The sequence below is a fragment of the Caballeronia sp. GACF4 genome, assembly GCF_023631025.1.
In the GTDB taxonomy this organism is placed as follows: domain Bacteria; phylum Pseudomonadota; class Gammaproteobacteria; order Burkholderiales; family Burkholderiaceae; genus Caballeronia.
The window spans coordinates 1-21,881 of the sequence record NZ_JALQDW010000009.1 but is presented as its reverse complement, the minus strand read 5'-3'; the positions used below and the strand labels follow the sequence as shown (position 1 = coordinate 21,881).

General features: G+C 62.1%; 22 protein-coding genes. 20 read left to right on the top strand and 2 right to left on the bottom strand.

The genetic code is table 11. From position 1 onward, the window contains the following. Nucleotides 1-103: 103 nt before the first annotated feature. From NCR40_RS09965 to cysM, 15 genes are all read left to right on the top strand, one after another. A complete protein-coding gene (locus tag NCR40_RS09965) occupies nt 104-718 on the top strand; it encodes a DUF2059 domain-containing protein (RefSeq protein WP_250509441.1) in 615 nt (204 codons plus the stop codon). A 175-nt stretch (nt 719-893) separates the two neighbouring features. After that, a complete protein-coding gene (gene serC / locus NCR40_RS09960) occupies nt 894-1,976 on the top strand; it encodes a 3-phosphoserine/phosphohydroxythreonine transaminase (protein ID WP_250509357.1) in 1,083 nt (360 codons plus the stop codon). Nucleotides 1,977-2,016: 40 nt separating this feature from the next. Beyond that, the gene (pheA, locus tag NCR40_RS09955) at nt 2,017-3,099 is read left to right on the top strand and encodes a prephenate dehydratase (protein WP_244825924.1); all 1,083 of its coding nucleotides are present in this window, start codon (nt 2,017-2,019) and stop codon (nt 3,097-3,099) included. Between the two features lie 82 nt (nt 3,100-3,181). Next, complete coding sequence (locus tag NCR40_RS09950) at nt 3,182-4,108, top strand: prephenate dehydrogenase (RefSeq protein ID WP_250509356.1); 927 nt, start codon at nt 3,182-3,184, stop codon at nt 4,106-4,108. 9 nt (nt 4,109-4,117) lie between these two features. Then, the gene (gene aroA / locus NCR40_RS09945; protein ID WP_250509355.1) at nt 4,118-5,422 is read left to right on the top strand and encodes a 3-phosphoshikimate 1-carboxyvinyltransferase; all 1,305 of its coding nucleotides are present in this window, start codon (nt 4,118-4,120) and stop codon (nt 5,420-5,422) included. A gap of 103 nt (nt 5,423-5,525) precedes the next feature. Further along, on the top strand, nt 5,526-6,206 hold the full coding sequence (gene cmk / locus NCR40_RS09940; protein ID WP_244825918.1) for a (d)CMP kinase: 681 nt from the start codon (nt 5,526-5,528) through the stop codon (nt 6,204-6,206). A 165-nt stretch (nt 6,207-6,371) separates the two neighbouring features. Further along, nucleotides 6,372-8,105 (top strand): 30S ribosomal protein S1, encoded by a 1,734-nt coding sequence (rpsA, locus tag NCR40_RS09935; protein WP_244825917.1) that lies wholly within the window; start codon nt 6,372-6,374, stop codon nt 8,103-8,105. A gap of 22 nt (nt 8,106-8,127) precedes the next feature. Continuing rightward, nucleotides 8,128-8,457 (top strand): integration host factor subunit beta, encoded by a 330-nt coding sequence (locus NCR40_RS09930; protein ID WP_244825916.1) that lies wholly within the window; start codon nt 8,128-8,130, stop codon nt 8,455-8,457. A 358-nt stretch (nt 8,458-8,815) separates the two neighbouring features. Beyond that, nucleotides 8,816-9,109 carry a LapA family protein gene (locus NCR40_RS09925; protein WP_244825914.1) on the top strand — a complete coding sequence of 98 codons (294 nt, stop codon included), beginning with the start codon at nt 8,816-8,818 and terminating at the stop codon, nt 9,107-9,109. Nucleotides 9,110-9,191: 82 nt separating this feature from the next. Further along, nucleotides 9,192-10,367 carry a lipopolysaccharide assembly protein LapB gene (gene lapB / locus NCR40_RS09920; RefSeq protein WP_244825912.1) on the top strand — a complete coding sequence of 392 codons (1,176 nt, stop codon included), beginning with the start codon at nt 9,192-9,194 and terminating at the stop codon, nt 10,365-10,367. 69 nt (nt 10,368-10,436) lie between these two features. Beyond that, nucleotides 10,437-11,840, top strand: coding sequence for a UDP-glucose dehydrogenase family protein (locus tag NCR40_RS09915; protein WP_250509354.1), 1,404 nt, complete (start codon nt 10,437-10,439; stop codon nt 11,838-11,840). Further along, complete coding sequence (rfaE1, locus tag NCR40_RS09910) at nt 11,806-12,783, top strand: D-glycero-beta-D-manno-heptose-7-phosphate kinase (protein ID WP_244825909.1); 978 nt, start codon at nt 11,806-11,808, stop codon at nt 12,781-12,783. Before NCR40_RS09915 ends, rfaE1 begins: the two co-directional genes overlap by 35 nt. A 28-nt stretch (nt 12,784-12,811) precedes the next feature. Continuing rightward, nucleotides 12,812-13,804, top strand: a complete 993-nt coding sequence (gene rfaD, locus NCR40_RS09905; protein ID WP_250465318.1) for an ADP-glyceromanno-heptose 6-epimerase — start codon at nt 12,812-12,814, stop codon at nt 13,802-13,804. Between the two features lie 75 nt (nt 13,805-13,879). After that, nucleotides 13,880-14,233 (top strand): ComEA family DNA-binding protein, encoded by a 354-nt coding sequence (locus tag NCR40_RS09900; RefSeq protein ID WP_244825907.1) that lies wholly within the window; start codon nt 13,880-13,882, stop codon nt 14,231-14,233. Nucleotides 14,234-14,475: 242 nt separating this feature from the next. Then, nucleotides 14,476-15,378, top strand: coding sequence for a cysteine synthase CysM (gene cysM, locus NCR40_RS09895; RefSeq protein ID WP_250509353.1), 903 nt, complete (start codon nt 14,476-14,478; stop codon nt 15,376-15,378). A 67-nt stretch (nt 15,379-15,445) separates the two neighbouring features. On the opposite strand, the gene mltB is transcribed toward cysM, so the two are convergent. After that, nucleotides 15,446-16,594 carry a lytic murein transglycosylase B gene (gene mltB / locus NCR40_RS09890; RefSeq protein ID WP_244825905.1) on the bottom strand — a complete coding sequence of 383 codons (1,149 nt, stop codon included), beginning with the start codon at nt 16,592-16,594 and terminating at the stop codon, nt 15,446-15,448. Between the two features lie 307 nt (nt 16,595-16,901). Between mltB and NCR40_RS09885 the strand changes: the two genes are divergently transcribed. Further along, nucleotides 16,902-17,825, top strand: a complete 924-nt coding sequence (locus tag NCR40_RS09885; RefSeq protein WP_250509352.1) for a histone deacetylase family protein — start codon at nt 16,902-16,904, stop codon at nt 17,823-17,825. 4 nt (nt 17,826-17,829) lie between these two features. Here the strand turns inward: NCR40_RS09885 and NCR40_RS09880 are convergent, their stop codons facing one another. Further along, nucleotides 17,830-18,708 (bottom strand): alpha/beta hydrolase, encoded by an 879-nt coding sequence (locus tag NCR40_RS09880; protein ID WP_250509351.1) that lies wholly within the window; start codon nt 18,706-18,708, stop codon nt 17,830-17,832. A 232-nt stretch (nt 18,709-18,940) separates the two neighbouring features. Here NCR40_RS09880 and NCR40_RS09875 point away from each other — a divergent pair, with 232 nt between their 5' ends. The 4 genes from NCR40_RS09875 to NCR40_RS09860 form a co-directional block, all read left to right on the top strand. Further along, on the top strand, nt 18,941-19,975 hold the full coding sequence (locus NCR40_RS09875; RefSeq protein ID WP_250465313.1) for a methionine ABC transporter ATP-binding protein: 1,035 nt from the start codon (nt 18,941-18,943) through the stop codon (nt 19,973-19,975). Beyond that, complete coding sequence (locus tag NCR40_RS09870; RefSeq protein WP_250509350.1) at nt 19,965-20,618, top strand: methionine ABC transporter permease; 654 nt, start codon at nt 19,965-19,967, stop codon at nt 20,616-20,618. The genes NCR40_RS09875 and NCR40_RS09870 overlap by 11 nt, the downstream gene beginning before the upstream one ends. 34 nt (nt 20,619-20,652) lie before the next feature. Next, nucleotides 20,653-21,447, top strand: a complete 795-nt coding sequence (locus NCR40_RS09865; RefSeq protein ID WP_250465312.1) for a MetQ/NlpA family ABC transporter substrate-binding protein — start codon at nt 20,653-20,655, stop codon at nt 21,445-21,447. A 234-nt stretch (nt 21,448-21,681) separates the two neighbouring features. Then, nucleotides 21,682-21,881, top strand: a 200-nt coding sequence (locus NCR40_RS09860; protein WP_502800977.1) for an electron transfer flavoprotein subunit beta/FixA family protein, incomplete at its 3' end; no start/stop codon positions are given.

The window sequence follows — 21,881 nt, the reverse complement described above, 5'->3', positions numbered from 1 at the left end:
GGGCCTGTTGTCGGCGCTGTGCTTCGTTATGTGCGAAGCCAGCGTCGAAAATCTGAAGGCTCGTCGCCGGTGCAGAACTGGATATTTTTTACAGGGAGTAATGATGCAAGGACGTTTCAAGCAGTGGATGTTGCTGGCCGCTTTCGTGCCGACTTTCGCGATGGCTCAGTCGCTTCAGAACCAGGCGCCGAACCAGGCGGCAGCTCCGGCACCGGCCGCAGCAGCCCCGGTTGATCCGGCCAAGCAAGCCGCGATCAAGGACCTGCTCGACGCGATCGACGCGCAGAAGCTGGTCGGCGCGATCGGCAACAGCGCGCAAATGCAGTCGAAGCAACTCGTCCCGGCAATCCTGTCGGACGCGCTGTCGGAAAACAAGTCGCTGAACGACAAGCAGAAGCAAGCTGCCGTTCCGACGCTGCAAAAGAACGCAGTGCCGAAGCTGGTTGACTCGGCAGGTCAGGTGTTCGCAACTGACAGCTTCCGTCAGGACGCAATGAGAGCTCAGTACGACGCATACGCGAAGTACTACACGACCGATGAAATCAAGGACCTGACCTCGTTCTACAAGAGCACGACGGGCCGCAAGTTCATTCAGGTTCAAGACCAAGTTGGTCGCGACGTGGTCAATGGTTTGATGCAGAAGTACATGCCGCAAGCCATCAAGGCAACGCGCACGCAAGCCGACCAGGAAGTGGCAAGCGTCAAGCCGGGCAAGTAAGCACGGTGGCATAGTCTGGAAGGCTCGCGCATTGGCGGGTTTTCAGGACAGTGCGATAATGGCTGTTTGCGCGCAAGCGCAAGCAGCCATTTCTTTTTTAGGCGCGGACAACGAGCTTTTCAGCTCATCGTTTCATGCTCCGCGTCTGTCGAACGAGACAAATCGGGATCTCCAGATGCGCGTGTTCAATTTCTCCGCCGGCCCGGCCGCCTTGCCAGAAGAAGTGTTGAAGCAAGCCGCCGATGAAATGCTCGATTGGCAAGGCAGCGGCATGAGCGTGATGGAGATGAGTCACCGCGGCGCGGAGTTCACGTCGATCCATGAAGCGGCGCTGACTGATCTGCGGGAATTGCTTAAGGTGCCGGCGTCGCATCGCATATTGTTTCTGCAGGGCGGTGGCATTGGCGAAAACGCCATCGTGCCGATGAACATGCTCGGTACGAAGAAGACCGCCGATTTCGTCGTCACCGGTTCATGGTCGACCAAGTCGCTCAAGGAAGCGCAGAAGTACTGCACGCCGCATCTCGCGGCGACTGGCAAGACCGAGCAGGGCTTCACGCGCGTGCCTGCGTTGAGCGAGTGGCAGCTTTCGGACGATCCCGCCTACGTGCATCTGTGCACGAACGAAACCATCGACGGCGTCGAGGCGTTCGAAATTCCCGATCTCGGCGACGTTCCGCTCGTGGCGGACGCGTCGTCGCACATTCTTTCGCGTCCCATGGACGTCGCCAAGTACGGCGTGCTCTTCGGCGGCGCGCAGAAAAACATCGGCATGGCGGGCGTGACGGTCGTGATCGTGCGCGAGGATCTGCTCGACCGCGCGCTGTCTATCTGCCCATCCGCATTTGAGTGGAAGATCGTCGCGGAGAACAATTCGATGTACAACACGCCGCCCACTTACGCGATTTACGTCGCTGGCCTCGTCTTCAAGTGGCTGAAGAAACAGGGCGGCCTGGAAGCCATGGAAGCGCGCAATCTCGAAAAGGCGACGTTGCTTTACGACACCATCGATTCCAGCGATTTCTACGTCAACAAGGTCGACCGGAACGCGCGCTCGCGCATGAACGTGCCGTTCTTCCTCGCCGACGAATCGCGCAATACCGATTTCCTGACCGGCGCCAAGGCGCGCGGTCTGTTGCAACTGAAGGGCCACAAGTCCGTCGGCGGCATGCGGGCATCGATCTACAACGCGGTGCCGGTCGAGGGCGTGAAAGCGCTCGTCGAGTACATGAAGGAATTCGAGCGGACCAGCGCGTAAGCCTCATCGCTCCTTTAACTGTCTCTGCCCCAAGCACCGCATGGACGACGATCTCAATTCAAGACTCAAACCGCTGCGTGAACGCATCGACGCGCTCGACGCGCAACTCATCGCGCTTTTGAATCAGCGCGCTTCCGTCGCGCTCGAAGTCGGCGAAGTGAAGAAGCATTTCAACGCGCCCGTGTTTCGGCCGGAGCGCGAACTGCAAGTCATCGCGCGTCTGCAGGAAATGAGCGACGGCCCGCTCGCCGACGCGCACATCGCCGCGATCTGGCGCGAGATCATGGCCGCGAGCCGCGCGCTCGAACAGACTATCCGTTCAGCGTTCCTGGGCCCGGTCGGCACGTATAGCGAACAGGCGATGTTCGAATACTTCGGTCATTCGATCGAGGGCCTCGCGTGTCCGTCCATCGACGAAGTGTTTCGCTCGGTCGAAGCGGGCGCCGCGCAATATGGCGTCGTGCCGGTCGAGAATTCGGCGGAAGGCGCGGTGTCGCGCACGCTGGACTTGCTGCTGGAAACGTCGCTCTTGATTGGCGGCGAACTCGCGCTGCCGATTCACCACAATCTTTTGACCGCGTCCGGCACGCTCGAAGGCGTGAAGCGCGTCTATGCGCATCCGCAAGCGCTCGCGCAGTGCCAGCACTGGCTGACCGCGAACGCGCCGCAGCTCGAACGGCAGGCGGTTTCGAGCAACGCGGAAGCGGCGCGTATCGCGGTGGGCGACCCGGCCGTCGCGGCCATCGCTGGCGACCGCGCGGCCACGCATTACGGCTTGGGCGTCGTTTATTCGCAGATTCAGGACGACCCGCACAACCGCACGCGCTTCGTGATCATCGGTCGCGAACCGACGGGGCCGAGCGGTCACGATCAAACTTCGCTCATCGTGACGGTGACCAATGAATCGGGCGCAATGTTCAAGCTCCTGGAGCCGCTCGCAAAGCACGGCGTTTCCATGACGCGCTTCGAATCGCGGCCCGCGCGCGCCGGCACGTGGGAGTATTACTTCTATATCGATATCGAAGGGCATCGCGACGATGCGTTCGTCGCCGCCGCGCTCGATGAACTCGGGCGCAAGGCCGCGTTTCTGAAGATTCTCGGGTCCTATCCGCGCGCGCGTTGACCCGAGTTTTCGCGGGCCGCCGCTCGATTCGGGCAGCGGCCGATTTTTCCAGCGTCGAACGGCGCGCACTTATCGATGTTCCGTGGACGCATTCTCTTTCAATAAACTGGTTATTTTCGGCGTCGGCCTGATCGGCGGATCGCTTGCGCGCGCGTTGCGCGAGCGCGCGGGAATCGAAGGCCGCGTGGTCGGCGTCGGACGCTCGCTGCGCTCGGTCGAACGCGCGCTCGAACTCGGCGTGATCGACGAAGCCGTCGCGCTCGACCACGACGCGGCGCTTGCGCGCGCGTTGCACGGCGCGGATCTCGTCTTGATCGCGGCGCCCGTCGCGCAGACCGAACCGCTGCTCGCGCGCATCGCGCCCTTGCTCGAAGCGCGGACCATCGTCACGGACGCAGGCAGCACCAAGAGCGACGTCGTCGCGGCGGCGCGCGCGGCGCTCGGCGTAAAGCTCGCGCAGTTCGTGCCCGGGCATCCGATCGCCGGGCGCGAATCGAGCGGCGTCGATGCCGCCTTGCCCGACCTTTACGTGGATCGCAACGTCGTGCTTTGTCCGCTCGCCGAAAACGCGCCGGCCGATGTCGACCGCATCGCCGCGATGTGGCGCGCGACCGGCGCGGCGGTGCATCGCATGAGCGAGACGCAGCATGATCGCGTGTTTGCGTCGGTGAGCCATCTGCCGCACGTGCTCTCGTTCGCGCTTGTCGAGCAGATTTTGGAAGCGCCCGACGCCGAGCTGAAGTTTTCTTTCGCCGCGGGCGGATTTCGCGATTTCACGCGCATCGCGGCATCGAGTCCGGAAATGTGGCGCGACATCTGTGTGGCGAATCGCGCCGCGCTGCTCGCCGAACTCGACGATTACGCCGCCGTGCTCGCACGGTTTCGCGCGGCCATCGATGCGTCGGACGGCGCGGCGCTCGAAGCGGCGTTCGCGCGTTCGCGTGTCGCCAGAAAAGAATGGCAGGAACGCGGCAGCATCAAGACGTCCGGCGATCCCGCCGCGAAATAAGGAAAGACCATGGAACATCTCGATCTCGGACCCTTCTCCCGCGCGTCCGGCACGGTGCGGCTGCCCGGCTCGAAGAGCATCTCGAACCGCGTGCTTTTGCTCGCCGCGCTCGCGAGCGGCGAAACGCAGATCACGAATCTGCTCGATTCCGACGACACACGCGTGATGCTCGCCGCGCTGCAAACGCTCGGCGTTACGCTTCTAAACGACGGCGAACGCGTCATCGTGAACGGCACGGGCGGCGCGTTTCCGTCGAAGAAGGCGGAGCTGTTTCTCGGCAACGCGGGCACGGCGGTGCGGCCGCTCACGGCGGCGCTCGCGGTCAACGGCGGCGAATATCGCGTGCATGGCGTGCCGCGCATGCACGAACGGCCAATCGGCGATCTGGTCGATGGCTTGCGTCAGATCGGCGCGAAAATCGACTACGAGCTCAACGACGGCTTCCCGCCGCTCAAGATTCATGCGGCGAAAATCGCCATCGACCAACCCATCCGCGTACGCGGCGATGTATCGAGTCAGTTTCTGACCGCGCTTTTGATGAGCCTTCCGGTGATCGAGGGGCGTGACGCGCCGGTGACCATCGAAGTCGAAGGCGAGCTGATTTCGAAGCCGTACATCGACATCACCATCCGGCTGATGGAGCGTTTCGGCGTGCAGGTCGAGCGCGACGGCTGGGCGCGCTTTACCGTGCCGGCCGGCGCGGGCTACCGGTCGCCAGGCGCGATCATGGTCGAAGGCGATGCATCGTCCGCGTCGTATTTCCTGGCGGCGGGCGCGATCGGCGGCGGTCCGGTGCGCGTGGAAGGCGTGGGCCGGGCGAGCATCCAGGGCGATGTCGGTTTCGCCGACGCGCTCAATCGCATGGGCGCGAACGTGATGATGGGCGAAGACTGGATCGAAGTGCGCGGCGTCGAGTCCGACGACGGCAAACTCGCGCCCATCGACATGGACTTCAACCTGATTCCCGACGCGGCGATGACCATTGCCGTCGCCGCGCTCTTCGCCAACGGCACGACCACGCTGCGCAATATCGCTAGCTGGCGCGTGAAGGAAACGGACCGCATCGCCGCGATGGCAACCGAGTTGCGCAAGGTCGGCGCGACGGTGGAAGAGGGCGCGGATTATCTCGTCGTCACGCCACCCGCCGAACTCACGCCGAACGCCGCGATCGATACTTACGACGATCACCGCATGGCCATGTGTTTTTCGCTCGTGAGTCTGGGCGGCGTGCCGGTGCGCATCAACGATCCGAAGTGCGTGAACAAGACGTTCCCCGATTATTTCGATCGCTTTGCGACGCTCGCCCACGCCTGAAAGAGACGCTCAAGACTCAAACGCCAACGAACGCCGCAACATGAAACGCGACCATTTCGACTTCAACGAAAGCAGTAATAACGGGCCAGAAAGGCCGAGAGCAATGAAACCGACCCGTCCATTCGACCCTACACCAGTAATCACCATCGACGGGCCGACCGCTTCGGGCAAGGGCACGGTCGCGGCGCTCGTCGCGGCCACGCTCGGCTTCCACCTGCTCGACAGCGGCGCGCTTTATCGGCTAACGGCCTTGGCAAGCCTGAGCTACGACATCGACACGGACGACGCAGCCGCGCTCGCAAAGCTCATCGGCGCGCTTCACATCACCTTCCGCGAGGGCTGTGCGCAGCTCGACGGCGTGGATGTATCGAGCGAGATTCGCGCCGAGGAAGTCGGCAACCGCGCGTCGGCGATAGCCGTGCATCCGCAAGTGCGGCAGGCGCTCGTTGCGCGGCAGCGGGCGTTTCGCAAGCGTCCGGGCTTGGTCGCCGATGGCCGCGACATGGGCACCGTCATCTTTCCCGATGCGACGTTGAAAGTGTTTCTGACCGCAAGCGTCGAAGCACGCGCGGCGCGCCGGCATAAGCAATTGATGCAAAAAGGTTTTTCTGCTAATATGGATGACTTGCTGCGAGATTTGCGTGAGCGCGACGCCCGGGACTCCAACCGGGCCACCGCACCGCTCAAAGCCGCGGCGGACGCGAAGACGCTGGACACCTCCGGTTTGTCGGTCGATCAGACGGTGGAACAAATCATCGGTTGGTACAGCGCGGTTCGTGTATAGCGGTTCGTTTCTAGCGAGTTGTGAAGAACAGTAGTCAGCTGTAGACGCAAGGTGCTCTTCCATGTGGCGGAGCGTGTTTTAACCCCTTAACCCCGCATCGCCTCGCGCACTTACCCGGCCATATTCCGGCTCTTCGGAAACTTCAAAGGCCATCGCGCAAAAGCCGTGCAAATATCGATTTTTATGTCCGACCTGCAAACCTCTACCCCGAATACCGAATCTTTCGCGGCTCTGTTCGAAGAGTCGCTGACCAAGCAGGACATGCGCGCCGGCGAAGTGATCTCCGCCGAAGTCGTGCGCGTCGACCACAACTTCGTGGTCGTCAACGCTGGTCTCAAGTCCGAAGCCTACATTCCGCTCGAAGAATTCCTGAACGACGCGGGCGAGGTGGAAGTGCAGGCGGGCGACTTCGTTTCCGTCGCAATCGACGCGCTGGAGAACGGCTATGGCGACACCATCCTGTCGCGCGACAAGGCGAAGCGTCTGGCTTCGTGGCTGTCGCTGGAAAAGGCCCTTGACAACAACGAACTCGTGACCGGCACGATCACGGGCAAGGTCAAGGGCGGCATGACCGTGATGGTCAACGGCATCCGCGCATTCCTGCCGGGTTCGCTGGTCGACACGCGTCCGGTCAAGGACACGACGCCGTACGAAGGCAAGACGCTCGAATTCCGCGTCATCAAGCTCGACCGCAAGCGTAACAACGTCGTGCTGTCGCGCCGCGCTGTTATCGAAGCGACGCAAGGCGAAGAGCGCGCGAAGCTGCTCGAAACGCTGAAGGAAGGCGCGATCGTGGAAGGCGTGGTCAAGAACATCACCGACTACGGCGCGTTCGTTGACCTCGGCGGTATCGACGGCCTGCTGCACATCACCGACATCGCATGGCGTCGTGTGCGTCACCCGAGCGAAGTTCTGTCGGTTGGCCAGGAAGTTACCGCCAAGATCCTCAAGTTCGACCAAGAGAAGAACCGCGTTTCGCTCGGCATCAAGCAACTGGGTGACGATCCGTGGGAAGGCATCTCGCGCCGTTACCCGTCGGGCACGCGCCTGTTCGGCAAGGTCACCAACATCACCGACTACGGCGCATTCGTCGAAGTGGAATCGGGCATCGAAGGCCTGGTTCACGTGTCGGAAATGGACTGGACGAACAAGAACGTTGCACCGTCGAAGGTCGTGCAGCTGGGCGACGAAGTCGAAGTCATGGTTCTGGAAATCGACGAAGACCGCCGCCGTATCTCGCTCGGCATGAAGCAATGCAAGCCGAATCCGTGGGATGACTTCAGCCGCAACTTCAAGAAGGGCGACAAGATCAGCGGCGCCATCAAGTCGATCACCGACTTCGGCGTGTTCATCGGTCTGCCGGGCGGCATCGACGGCCTGGTTCACCTCTCCGACTTGTCATGGAGCGAAACCGGCGAAGAAGCCGTGCGCAAGTACAAGAAGGGCGACGAAGTCGAAGCCGTGGTTCTGGGCATCGACGTGGACAAGGAACGCATTTCGCTCGGCATCAAGCAGCTCGAAGGCGATCCGTTCAACAACTTCGTCGCGATCAACGACAAGGGCGCTATCGTCGACGGTACGGTGAAGTCGGTGGACGCGAAGGGTGCGGTTATCACCCTGACGGCGGACGTCGAAGGTTACCTGCGTGCTTCGGAAATCGCGCAAGATCGCGTGGAAGATGCTCGCAACGTGCTGAAGGAAGGCGACAAGGTCAACGCGATGATCATCAACATCGATCGCAAATCGCGTGGCATCAACCTGTCGATCAAGGCGAAGGATTCGGCCGAACAGCAGGAAGCCATTCGTGGTCTGCAGACTTCGGACTCGAACGCCGCCGCCACCGGCACGACCAACCTCGGCGCGCTGCTCAAGGCCAAGCTTGACGGCCAGAACAGCTAAGCCTTAACGGTACTGCTGCAGTATGACCAAATCGGAATTGGTCGCCCAGTTGGCGTCGCGATTTCCGCAACTTGTCCTCAAGGATGCGGATTTCGCGGTGAAGACGATGCTCGATGCGATGTCGGAGGCTTTGGCCAACGGTCATCGTATCGAGATTCGCGGCTTCGGCAGCTTCGGGCTCAATCGCCGTCCGTCGCGCGTCGGGCGCAATCCAAAGTCGGGTGAGAAAGTGCTGGTACCGGAGAAATTCGTGCCGCACTTCAAGCCGGGCAAGGAGTTGCGTGAACGCGTGGATGGTCGTGCGGGTGAGCCGCTGAAGGAGTCGAATGACGACGATGCGGACGATCTCTGATCGGCGCCCATCGTCCCCGTGATCAACTTGATCTCAGGTTCGCGGCGTCCGGCCACGAGGCAATCGACCAGAAAAGCACCCTGCGGGGTGCTTTTTTTATTGCCGGCCGAACTTGCGCGGCCTTAAAGCGGCACGTTACGGGTGCGGCATTTGCTCGGCCATCGCCTGCTGATCAATTTCAACGATTGGTGATAGCCCTTTCGCGCCCGATGCGTTCCAATTGAGGGTCGGCGCGCCGCAGGTGCTGGCGCGCGAAGGCATCCATTACAATACCGGTCACTTTGACCTGGTTATCATCTGCGCGGGCTTGGCATCATGCCAACCACTGACACGCGCGACCGCTCCTGGAAAACCGTACATGAAATTCATCGTCTGGCTGATCCGTGTCCTCGTATTCGTGCTTCTGCTCGTGCTGGCGCTCGCGAATCGCGACCCCGTCACGCTGAATGCGCCCGGAGGATTTCAATGGCAAGCGCCGTTGATCCTGATCGGCCTTGCATTCTTCCTCGTGGGCTTGCTGGCAGGACTGGTTTCGGCTGTGCCGAAGATGCTGCGTTTGCGCATGGAAAACGGGCGCCTCAAGCGCGAGTTGCGTGTCGCACGCGAGACGCCGGTGGTGAAGGAAGAGCCGCCCATGCCGCCACTCATCTAAAGAAATCATTCGCAACTGTCCCGGCGAGCGCCGTGAGGGTTGTTAAAAAGCAGACACCTAACCGACTCTTCGACAAAAGCGCATGGATCTAGACTTCTGGTGGCTGCTCGTCATTCCCGTTGCCTTCGCTCTCGGCTGGATGGCGTCCCGCTATGACCTGAAAACGCTGCTATCCGAAAATGCGAACCTGCCGCGCTCGTATTTTCGCGGCCTGAATTTCCTGCTCAACGAGCAACACGACAAGGCGATCGACGCGTTCATCGAGGTGGCCAAGCTCGATCCCGAAACCATCGAACTGCACTTTGCGCTCGGCAACCTTTTTCGGCGGCGCGGTGAAACCGATCGCGCGATCCGCGTGCATCAGAACCTCTTGAGCCGTGCCGATCTTCCCGTGGCCGAGCGCGATCACGCGCTCTATGAACTCGGTCAGGACTTTCTGAAGGCTGGGCTGCTCGATCGCGCCGAGGAAACTTTCCGCTCGCTCGAAGCCGGCGAATACTCGCTCGGCGCGCAACGTGCGCTTCTGACCATCTACGAAATCGAAAAAGATTGGCCGAAGTCGATCGCGACCGCCGAGCGCATCGAAAAGATGGGCGCGCCGTCGCTGCATATGGAGATCGCGCATTTCCACTGCGAGCTTGCGCAGGAGGCTTTGCAGCGCAAGAATCCGGAAGGCGCGCGCGACGAGTTGAAGCTCGCGCTGGCGTCGAATCCGGATAACGTGCGCGCAACCATTCTCTCGGGCGATGTCGAAGCCGCCGCCGGCAATGTCGAAACGGCGATCGAAAGCTGGAAGCGCGTGGAGGCGCAGAACGAAGCGTATCTGCCGCTCGTCGCCGAGAAGCTGATGAAGGCGTACAGCACGCTTGGCCGCAAGGAAGAGGGCGTCGATTTGTTGATCGATTACGCGAGCCGTTATCCATCGAACGATTTGCTCGATGTCGCGTACAAGCACGTCCAGGAGTTGCGCGGACTCGACGCGGCGCACGCGCTTGCGAGGAAGCAAATGGAAAGCGCGCCGAACCTCGCGGGCATGACGCGTCTGCTCGAAGCGCAGGAAGCGACCGCCGAGGAGCCGCGCCGCGGCGAGCTCGAACTCATGCGCACGCTCGTCAAACAGCGCACGAAGAATCTGCCGCGCTACACATGTCAGACCTGCGGCTTCCGCGCGCGTCTATTCTATTGGCAATGCCCCGGCTGCAGCGGCTGGGAAACCTACGCGCCGCGCCGCGTGGAGCCGATCACCAGTTCCGCCTGAGGGCGGACGCGCTCGAGAGCGCGAGGCGTCGTCTCCGCCACCGGCATTTCAGGAATCAGTTAAAAGCGTATGAAAATCACCATCGTCGGCACGGGTTACGTCGGTCTGGTTACCGGCGCGTGTCTCGCCGAAATCGGCAATGACGTGTTTTGCGTGGATGTCGATCCGCGCAAGATCGATATTCTCAACAACGGCGGCGTGCCGATTCACGAGCCGGGCTTGCAGGAAATGCTCCGGCGCACGCGCGCGGCGGGTCGTATTCAGTTCTCCACCGATGTGCAGGCAAGCGTCGAGCATGGCGAGATCCAGTTCATCGCGGTCGGCACGCCGCCCGACGAGGATGGCTCCGCCGACTTGCAGTACGTGCTCGCGGCGGCGCGCAATATCGGCCGCTATTCGAACGGCTTCAAGGTGATCGTCGATAAATCCACGGTGCCAGTCGGCACGGCGCTGCAGGTCAGCAACGTGGTCGAAGCCGAACTAAAGGCGCGCGGACTGGAAGGTTCGGACGAACACGGCTTCTCGGTCGTGTCGAATCCGGAGTTCCTCAAGGAAGGCGCCGCCGTGGACGACTTCATGCGGCCGGATCGCATCGTGATCGGTATCGACGACGACGAGAACGGCAAGCTTGCGCGCGAGAAGATGAAGCGGCTCTACGCGCCGTTCAACCGGAATCACGAGCGCACGCTTTACATGGACGTGCATTCCGCCGAGTTCACCAAGTACGCGGCCAACGCCATGCTGGCCACGCGCATCTCGTTCATGAACGACCTGTCGAATCTCGCGGACATGGTCGGCGCGGATATCGAAGCGGTGCGACGCGGGATCGGTTCGGACCCGCGCATCGGCTATCACTTTTTGTATGCGGGCTGCGGCTACGGCGGCTCGTGTTTCCCGAAGGATGTGCAGGCGCTCGTTCAGACCGCGCGTGAGAACGGCCATAGGCTGCGCATTCTCGAAGCGGTCGAGGAAGTCAACGACGCGCAAAAGGAAGTGCTCGTCAACAAGATCGTCAGGCGCATGGGCGAGGATCTGCGCGGGCGCACGTTCGCCGTGTGGGGGCTCGCGTTCAAGCCCAATACCGACGACATGCGCGAGGCGTCGAGCCGGCGCATCGTCGAGGCGCTGCTCTCGCGCGGCGCGACCGTGCGCGCTTACGATCCCGTCGCATTGCAGGAAGCCGAACGCGTACTCGCGCTCGATCTGGCCGAGCGGCCCGACGACATCAAGCGTCTGCACTTCGTGCGCTCGCAGCAGGAAGCGCTGACGGATGCGGATGCGCTCGTCATCGTGACCGAATGGAAGGAGTTCAAGAGCCCGGACTTCGCGCATCTGAAGAGCGCGTTGAAAATGCCGGTGATCTTCGACGGCCGCAATCTGTATGAACCGGAAGCGATGTCCGAGATGGGCATCGATTACTACGCAATAGGACGTCCTCATGTCGCTCTCGACAGTAACGGCAAGCGCAGCTGATTCCGCCGACATTCCGGTGGTGCCGCGCGCGCGCATTTCGGCGGCGCGCGTGCTCGTAGTGGGCGACGTGATGCTCGACCGCTACTGGTTCGGCGACGTGAATCGCATCTCGCCGGAAGCGCCCGTGCCTGTCGTGCACGTGCAGCGCAAGGAAGACCGCTTGGGCGGCGCGGCCAACGTCGCGCGCAATGCGGCGGCGCTCGGCGCGCAGGCTGGCCTCTTGTGTGTGGTCGGGCATGACGAACCGGGCGAGCGCATCGTCGAATTGCTGGGCGAGAGCCGGGTCGCGGGCCATCTCGAACGCGATCCCGAACTGCTGACGACCATCAAGCTGCGCGTGCTGTCGCGGCAGCAACAACTGCTGCGTGTCGATTTCGAAAACACGCCGAATCACGAAGTGCTGGCCGCGTGCCTCGCGCGCTTCGCGGAACTGCTGCCGCAGCACGACGTCATCCTCATGTCGGACTATGCGAAGGGCGGGCTCACGCACGTCACGCAGATGATCAGCGAAGCGCGGCAAGCAGGCAAGCCGGTGCTGGTCGACCCCAAAGGCGACGACTGGGACCGCTATCGCGGCGCGACACTCATCACGCCGAATCGCGCGGAGTTGCGCGAGGTGATCGGGCAGTGGAAGTCGGAAGAAGATTTGCACGAGCGCGTGAGCAAGCTGCGCGCGGAACTCGACCTGAGCGCGCTCTTGCTCACGCGTTCGGAAGAGGGCATGACACTCTTCACCGAGAACCAGGTGCTGCACACTTCGGCCGAAGCACGCGAAGTGTATGATGTCTCGGGCGCGGGCGACACCGTCATCGCGACCGTCGCGACCATGCTCGGCGCGGGTGTGCCGCTCGTCGATTCCGTGGCTTATGCGAACCGCGCGGCGGGTATCGTGGTTGGCAAGCTCGGCACCGCGACCGTCGATTACAACGAACTCTTCGCCTGACTCTTCGGGCAACTCGGGCAACGCCATCATGACTTTCATCGTTACCGGAGCGGCTGGCTTCATCGGCAGCAATATCGTCAAGGCGCTCAACGAGCGCGGCGAGCATCGCGTGATCGCGGTGGACAACCTCACGCGTGCCGACAAGTTCAAGAATCTCGTCGATTGCGAGATAGACGATTACCTCGACAAGACCGAATTCGTCGAGCGCTTCAGGCGCGGCGACTTCGGTCAGGTGCGCGCGGTGTTCCATGAAGGCGCCTGTTCGGACACGATGGAAACCGACGGCCGCTACATGATGGAGAACAACTTCCGTTACAGCCGCGACGTGATGGATATCTGTCTCGCACAGGGCGCGCAGTTTCTCTACGCGTCCTCGGCTGCGACCTATGGCGGTTCGAGCCGCTTCGTCGAAGAGCGCGAATACGAAAAGCCGCTCAACGTCTACGGTTATTCGAAGCTGCTGTTCGACCAGATCGTGCGTCAGGTGTTGCCGAAGGCGGGTAGCCAGATCGTCGGCTTTCGCTACTTCAACGTCTACGGTCAGCGCGAAACGCATAAGGGGCGCATGGCGTCCGTGGCGTTCCACAATTTCAATCAGTTCCGCTCGGAAGGCAAGGTCAAGCTCTTCGGCGAATACAACGGTTATGCCGCAGGCGAGCAGACGCGCGATTTCGTCTCCGTCGAAGACGTGGTCAAGGTGAATCTGTACTTTCTCGATCATCCGGAGAAGTCGGGCATCTTCAATCTCGGCACGGGCCGCGCGCAGCCGTTCAACGACATCGCCTCGACGGTCGTCAACTCGTTGCGCGCACTGAATGGCGAGGCCGCGCTCTCGCTGGCGGAGCTCGTGCAGCGCGGCTTGATCGAATACGTACCGTTCCCGGATGCGCTGCGCGGCAAGTATCAATGCTTCACGCAGGCGGACCAGTCGCATCTGCGCGCGGCCGGTTACGACGCGCCGTTTCTGACGGTGCAAGAGGGTGTCGATCGCTACGTGCGTTGGCTATTCGGCCAGCTATAAAGGCAATCGAAGTCTCTCTACACTGGGTCTCGCGGTCGGCACTGTTCGCCGGCCGGTTCTTCTGGAGACTCAGTCATGTTCAAGCAAGCATTCTCAACGATCGTCGCGCTCGCGCTCACCTTTTCCATCGGTTCCGCGCTCGCGGCGGTCGATGTCAACACCGCCAACGCCGACGCCCTGCGCGGGATCAAGGGCATCGGCCCGGCCAAGGCGAAAGCCATCCTCGATGAACGTCAGGCGCACGGCCCCTTCAAGGACGCGTCCGATCTCGGCTCGCGCGTGAAGGGCATGGGCGGCAAGACCGTATCGCGCCTGGAGGCCGAAGGACTGAGCATCGGCGCGGCGCCGAAAGCGGCAGCGCCCAATTCCGTGAACGCGACGCCGGTCTCGGCATCGACGGCGGCGAAGCCCGTGGTCGTCAAGAAATAGCCGGCGGCTCTTTCCTCGCATCAAAAAAGCTCCTTCAGCCTCGGATGGTTTGGGCTCCCCGCGGTCTGTCTCGTCGCGGGGTTTTTGCATGAACGCCGATGCGCCCGGCATTCCATCCGTGCAAGAGGGGTGAAGAACATGGAAAGGATCGCTGGGCTACAATCGACGGATTCCCATACCAAATCCCCACGAAGATCGCACGCGGTGTGACCTTTTCGGCGGGATATGAATCCGGTCCGCTTATGGCTTACATGACTATCGAAGACACGATCGGCAACACGCCGCTCGTGCAACTCGTCCGCGTCGTGGACGAGGAAATCCGCAGCCGCAACAACGTCGTTCTCGGCAAGCTGGAAGGCAATAACCCGGCGGGATCGGTGAAAGACCGTCCGGCACTGTCGATGATCAGGAAAGCTGAGGAACGCGGCCGCATCAAGCCGGGCGACACGCTGATCGAATCGACGAGCGGCAACACCGGTATCGCGCTTGCCATGGCTGCGGCAGTGCGCGGCTACAAGATGGTGCTGATCATGCCGGAGGACTTGTCCATCGAGCGCCGGCAGAGCATGGGCGCGTATGGCGCGCAGATCATCCTCACGCCGGTCACGGGCGGCATGGAATACGCGCGCGATTTGGCCGACCAGATGCAGCGCGATGGCCGCGGCATCATCCTCGATCAGTTCGCCAATCCGGACAATCCGCTCGCGCACTACGAAACCACCGGGCCGGAACTGTGGAAGCAGACGGAAGGACGCATCACGCACTTCGTCTCGTCGATGGGCACCACGGGCACGATCATGGGCGTGTCGCAGTTTCTGAAAGAGAAGAACGAGCAGATCGAGATCGTCGGTGCGCAGCCGGAGGAAGGCTCGCGCATTCCGGGCATCCGCAAATGGCCGGAAGCTTATCTGCCGAAAATTTTCGATCGTAGCCGCGTGGATCGCGTCGAGAACGTGAGTCAGGCAGCGTCGGAAGCGATGGCGCGCCGGCTGGCATCGGTCGAAGGCATCTTCGCGGGCATTTCGTCGGGCGGCGCGTGCGAAGTCGCGCTGCGCGTGGCGCGTCAGGTCGAGAACGCGACCATCGTGTTCGTGGTGTGCGATCGCGGCGACCGCTATTTGTCTACAGGCGTGTTTCCCGCGTGAGTCCTTCCGCGGCCGCAATGAAAAAACCCCGGCGCGCCGGGGTTTTTGCTTGGTGCCAAAGAAGCCCTTACTGCGCGCCTGTTGCCATGCGCGCCTTCACGGCCTCGCCAAGCTGATACACCGCGAGCGCATAAAAGAAGCTGCGGTTATAGCGCGTCAATGCATAGAAGTTCCTGAGCCCGAGCGTGTATTCGGTGGCGCGGCCCGGCGTGGGCAAATCGACGACCGTAAGCGGCGTGCCGGCTTCGGCATCGACATTAAGGCCCGGCTGGTCGATTATCATGCCCGCTTTCGTCAGTTGCGCGAGCGACCAGCGCGGCTCCGGCTGACCGTTCGCGGCGGCTTCCGCGATACCCTGACTGCCGACATCGCCCGCGATTTTCCATACCACCGGGCGCCCGGGTTCCCAACCGTTCTGCTTCAGATAATTCGCGACACTGCCGATGGCATCCGCCGGACTCGTGCGCAGATCGATACGGCTGTTGCCGTCGTAATCCACCGCGTATTGCACGATGCTGCTTGGAAGAAACTGCGGAATGCCGATCGCGCCCGTGTACGAGCCGAGCACGGTGGTCGGGTCGATTTGCGCGTCGCGCGTCCAGACCAGCAGGTCTTCGAGATTCTTGCGGAAGGTCGCCTGACGGTCCACGCGATTCGGCACATTGGGGTAGTCGAACGTGAGCGTGGTCAGCGCGTCGAGCGCGCGGAAGTTGCCCATGTATTTGCCGTAGATCGTCTCCACGCCGATGATCCCGACGATCACTTCCGGCGGCACACCGAACTGCTCGGAGGCGCGCTGCAGCGTCGCCTGATTCGCGCGCCAGAATTTCACGCCCGCGTTGATGCGCACCGGCTCGATGAAGCGCGCCTGATACGCGCGCCAGTTCTTCGCGGACGGCGTGGGCGAAGGCAGCACTAGCTTGACTGCCGTTGCCGAATAACTGACGTGATTGAAGAGGTCGTGCAGCGCGGCGGAGTCGAAATCGTAGCGCGCGACCATGTCGTTGATGAACGCATCGACATTCGGGTTGTTCGCGTAGCGCTGCGGAACGATCTCTTCCTCGAAATCCTGTCCTTGCGGCGTTGCGGTTTGCGGTTGCTGCGACTGCGCCCACGCGCTGTTGCCGCCAAACGTGGCGATCGCGCAAACGAACGAGGCGAGAAGGGCGCGCTTGAGCGAGACAGGAGAGACGAACGGGGCGAACTGAAAAGTCATAGTCTGCGTGGTTGTGCGATAAGGGGCGTAGCCGGATGTTCGAACGGTCAGACGCCTGCTGAACGGTGCAACGATCCGCAACGTTTCTCAACGGAACGCAGCGGCCGGCGACATGCCGTGCACGCATGCAAGGCTGCCTTCGGCTCGGGGCAGTATAACCGACGCATGGTGCCCGGACTGCCGTGGAGAGCGAGAAGGCGGCCGTTTCGAACGGTGTGGTAACTTAACGTCAAATGCGCGGTGCGGGATACGCGTATGACGAAAAAACACGAGACGAGAGCCGACCCCGACGGCACTGCGAGACATCATGGCCACCGGCTTTTACTCCCACCCCGACTGCCTCAAGCATGACAACGGCGAGTGGCATCCCGAATGCGCGGCGCGTTTGCAGGCGATTGAAGATCAACTGATCGCAAGCCGCATCGACATGCTCGTCGAGCGCGAGGAAGCACCGCTCGCCGGGGAAGCCGACCTAGCGCGCGTGCACACGCAGTCGCATATCGATTACATCAAGAGCCGCACACCCGAGCATGGCAGAAGCGAACTCGACCCGGATACGTCGATGTGTCCGCAGTCGTATCGCGCGGCCTTGCGTGCGGCGGGCGCGGCGATCGCGGCGACCGATGCCGTCATCGGAGGCCGATACGAAAACGCGTTTTGCAGTGTGCGTCCGCCGGGTCATCATGCCGAGCCCGCGCGCGCGATGGGCTTTTGTCTCTTCAATAACGTGGCCATCGCGGCGCGGCACGCGCTCGAAGTGCACGGTCTGCAGCGCGTCGCCGTGATCGATTTCGACGTGCATCACGGCAACGGCACCGAAGCTGCGTTCACGGGCGACTCGCGCGTCATGATGTGCAGCTTCTTCCAGCATCCGTTCTATCCGTTCACAGGCGCGGACAATCACGCGTCGAACATGGTCAACGTGCCGCTGCCCGCGCGCACCAAGGGCATGGCAGTACGCGAAGTGGTCGACCTGATGTGGCTGCCGCGCCTCGAGGAATTCAAGCCGCAGATGCTGTTCGTCTCGGCGGGCTTCGATGCGCACCGCGAAGACGATCTTGGCAACATGGGACTCGTCGAGGACGATTACGCGTGGATCACCGAAAAGATTCGCGCGGTGGCCGAGCGTTATGCACAAGGGCGCATCGTCAGTTGTCTCGAAGGCGGCTACAACCTCTCGGCGCTCGGGCGCAGCGTCGTCGCGCATCTGCGAGCGCTGGCCGAAATCTAGCCTGTCACGGATGCGTGCGCGCATAGTCGGCGCGCACGAGCGTCCAGTCGATGAGCGCGCGAATCACGCGATCGCGGTCCAGGTCGTTGAGCGTCTCGTGATAGCTGCCGTCGACCATTTCGAGCGTGCTGTCGGTCGAGCCCGCATTGGCTTCGAATTCACGGCTGCCGGCCGGATCGCAGATGACATCCGCCGTGCCATGAAACACCAGAAGCGGCAACTTGATGAGATCGCGCTTTGCCGCGATGCGCTCCATCGCCGCGAGAATCTGCGCGCCCGTGCGAGCCGGGACCGGACCGTGATGCACGAGCGGATCGCGCCGGTTCGCCTCGACGACGCCGGGCGCGCGCGAGAGCAGCGCGGGATCGATCGAGAACGCGGGCCAGCGCGGAATCAGCGTGCCGACGATGCGGTTGAGCGTCGTCTTCCAACGCGGCGTGCCGCTGCCAGTGCGCAATGCCGGGCTCGACAAAATCAATCCAGCCAGCTTCTTCTCGCTCCCGCGTTCGGCGGCATGGAGCGCGGCAATCGCGCCGCCCATGCTGTGGCCCATCAGAAAGAGCGGCGTGTCTGCGGGCGGTGTCGTGGCGCAGGCTTCGAGAAGAACTTGGGCATCGAGCAGATAGTCGGTGAAGACGCGCACCCACGCACGCTCGCCCGACGACTTGCCGTGACCCCGCAGATCGATTGCGAACAGTTCGATGCCCGCCGCGTTGAGCGCGAGCGCCAGCGCGTCGTATCGGCCGGCGTGTTCGGCAAGGCCATGCACGAGCGCGATGCGCGCTGTCGGCTCCAGTGGAGGCTTCGGCTGCCAGCGGTGCAGGAAGAGTTCGACGCCCTGGCGTGTGGTGACGGTGCTGGTGGAGTAGACGTTGGTTGGCATGCGGTGAGCTTCGAAGTGATCGGCTGCGGCCAGGCATCAAGCAAATTCGATTCAGTAATTAAATCATCGAAATTCATTATTAAACAGAATGTTGATGCTCCGGTAAAATCCTGCGGCTGAACAGCAACGAAGTTAGAACGAGCGGCGGCTGGCTGCGCGGACGCTACAGTGTCCGCGAAAGCCTCCCGCCGTTTGTATTTTCCGGACCACGCATGAATCACGTCCTGGTCGAATGATCGAAATCCGCAATCTCTCACAGCGTTTCGCGAGCCCACGAGGCTGGGTCGAAGCGCTACACAACGTCAATCTGACGATTCCCGCCGGCGAAGTGTTCGGCATCATCGGGCGCAGCGGCGCGGGTAAGAGCACGCTGGTGCGCACCATCAACCTGCTGACGCGACCGAGCGAAGGCAGCGTCGTGGTCGATGGCCGCGATCTCATGACGCTCGGCAAGCACGACTTGCGCGCCGCGCGCCGTGACATCGGCATGATCTTTCAGCATTTCAACCTGCTGTCGTCGCGCACGGTGTTCGACAACGTCGCGCTGCCGCTCGAACTCGCGGGCAACAAGCGCGCGGAGATCGAGGCCGTGGTGTTGCCGCTGCTCGAACTCGTCGGCCTCACCACGCACAAGGACAAATATCCCGCGCAAATCAGCGGCGGGCAGAAGCAGCGCGTAGGCATCGCGCGCGCGCTTGCGAGCAAGCCGAAAGTGCTGCTCTCCGATGAAGCCACCTCCGCGCTCGATCCCGAAACCACGCGTTCCATTCTCGACCTGCTGCGCAAAATCAATCGCGAGCTCGGGCTCACGATCGTGCTCATCACGCATCAGATGGACGTCATCAAGCAAGTGTGCGATCGCGTCGCCGTGCTCGATGCCGGGCGCGTGGTCGAAGAGGGCAAGGTGGTCGATGTCTTCATGCAACCGCATCACGAAGTCACGCGCGCGCTGATCGGCGATGTCATCGCGCACGAGTTGCCGCCCGCGCTCAAGGTGCGCGTGGCCGAGCGTCTCAAGACCGGCAGCGGCCATTTGCTGCGGCTCGCGTTCACGGGCTCGGGCGTCGATCAGCCGATTCTCTCCGAGACCATCCGCCGCTACGAGCTCGACTTCAATATCCTGCATGGCCAGATCGACGAGATTCAGGGCCAGGCGTTCGGCTCGCTCGCGGTGCTCGCGGGCGGTCAGCCGGTGAAGGTCGCCGAGGCGATTACTTATTTGCGCTCGCAAGGCGTCGTGGTGGAGGAGCTTTCCCATGTTGAGTGAAATGTTCGACATGTTCGTGCAGTCGTTCTGGGAGACGCTGATCATGGTCGGCATCTCCGGGCTGATCGGCGCGGCGCTTGGGCTTCCGCTCGGCGTGCTCCTGTATCTGACGGATCGCGACGGCGTGCTGCCCAATCTCGCCGTGAATCGAGTGCTCGGCGGCATCGTCAATGCCGTGCGCTCGACGCCGTTCATCATTCTGCTCGTCGCGGTCATTCCCTTTACGCGGCTCGTCGTGGGCTCGTCCATCGGTACGGCGGCGGCTGTCGTGCCGCTGACCCTCGCGGCCGCGCCGTTCATCGCGCGGCTCGTCGAAACCGCGTTGCGCGAGGTGGATCGCGGGCTCATCGAAGCCGCTCAGGCCATGGGCGCGACCACGCGGCAGATCGTCTTCAAGGTGCTGCTGCCGGAATCGTTGCCGGGCGTGGTGGCGGGGCTGACCATCACGTTCGTTTCGCTTGTCGGTTATTCGGCGATGGCCGGTGCAATCGGCGGCGGCGGGCTGGGCGACCTCGGCATCCGCTACGGTTATCAGCGCTTCTTGCCCGAAGTGATGCTCACGGTGGTCATCATCCTCATCGTGTTCGTGCAGCTCGTGCAGTCGTTCGGCGACTGGCTCGTGCGCCGTCTCAGTCACAAGTGAAGTTCGCATCAACCTCATAACGAAAGGTCAGTTCATGCAACGTCGATTCATTCTGAAGTTCGCCGCCGCGTTGTCCGCGGTCATGCTGGTCAGCGGCGTCGCGCATGCCGAAGACGCGATCAAGGTCGGTGTGACGGGCGGGCCGCACGCGCAGATCATGGATGTCGTGAAGCAGGTCGCGGCGAAGAACGGCCTGAAGATCACGGTCATCGAGTTCTCGGACTATGTGCAGCCGAACGCCGCGTTGTCCGCGGGCGACCTCGACGCGAACAGCTATCAGCACTTGCCGTATCTCGATGCACAGGTGAAGGATCGCGGCTACAAGCTCATCAAGGTTGCCGACACGGTGACGTTCCCCATGGGCATCTACTCGAAGAAGATCAAGTCGCTCGGCGAGTTGCAGAACGGCGCGCGCGTTGCGGTTCCGAACGATCCTACCAACGGCGGCCGCGCATTGCTGCTGCTGCAAAAGCAAGGCTTGCTCAAGCTGCGCGCCGATGCCGGATTGAAGGCGACGCCTATCGATATCGTCGAAAATCCGAAGAAGCTGAAGATCGTCGAACTCGATGCCGCGCAGATTCCGCGCTCGCTCGCTGACGTGGACGCCGCCGCGATCAACACGAACTTCGCGATGGAAGCGGGTCTCAAGCCGAACGCGGATGCCATCGCGATCGAAGATCCGCATGGTCCGTACGCCAACATCATCGCCATTCGCGCGGTGGACAAGGACAAGCCTTGGGTCGCGAAGCTGGTGGCCGCGTATCACTCGCCGGAAGTGAAGCAGTTCATCGCCGGCAAATACTCGGGCGCGGTGATTGCCGCCTGGTAATCCAGCGAAAAGCGGACTGCGGGTTTTTTGGGATAGTGAATAGAACGGTCGTTCGATATTATTCGGCGTATGCCGATCGTGCGTCGCCTCGCCCACCCGTTTCGGCGGGGGAAGCGCACACGCAGCGCTCGTATAATGTGAGGCTGGGTTGACTCAATCGATCGCCGAATCCGCAAGGAATCGGAAGAACAAGCTTCCTCCGCCAGCGCGGAGAGACCCTTTTGGAGCGTGTGGATGAAAATTCTGGTGCCAGTCAAGCGCGTGGTCGACTACAACGTGAAGGTCCGGGTGAAGTCGGACAACACGGGTGTCGATATCGCCAACGTGAAGATGTCCATGAACCCGTTCGATGAAATCGCCGTGGAAGAGGCGGTGCGTCTGAAGGAAGCGGGCGTGGCAACCGAAGTGATCGCCGTGTCGTGCGGCGTCACGCA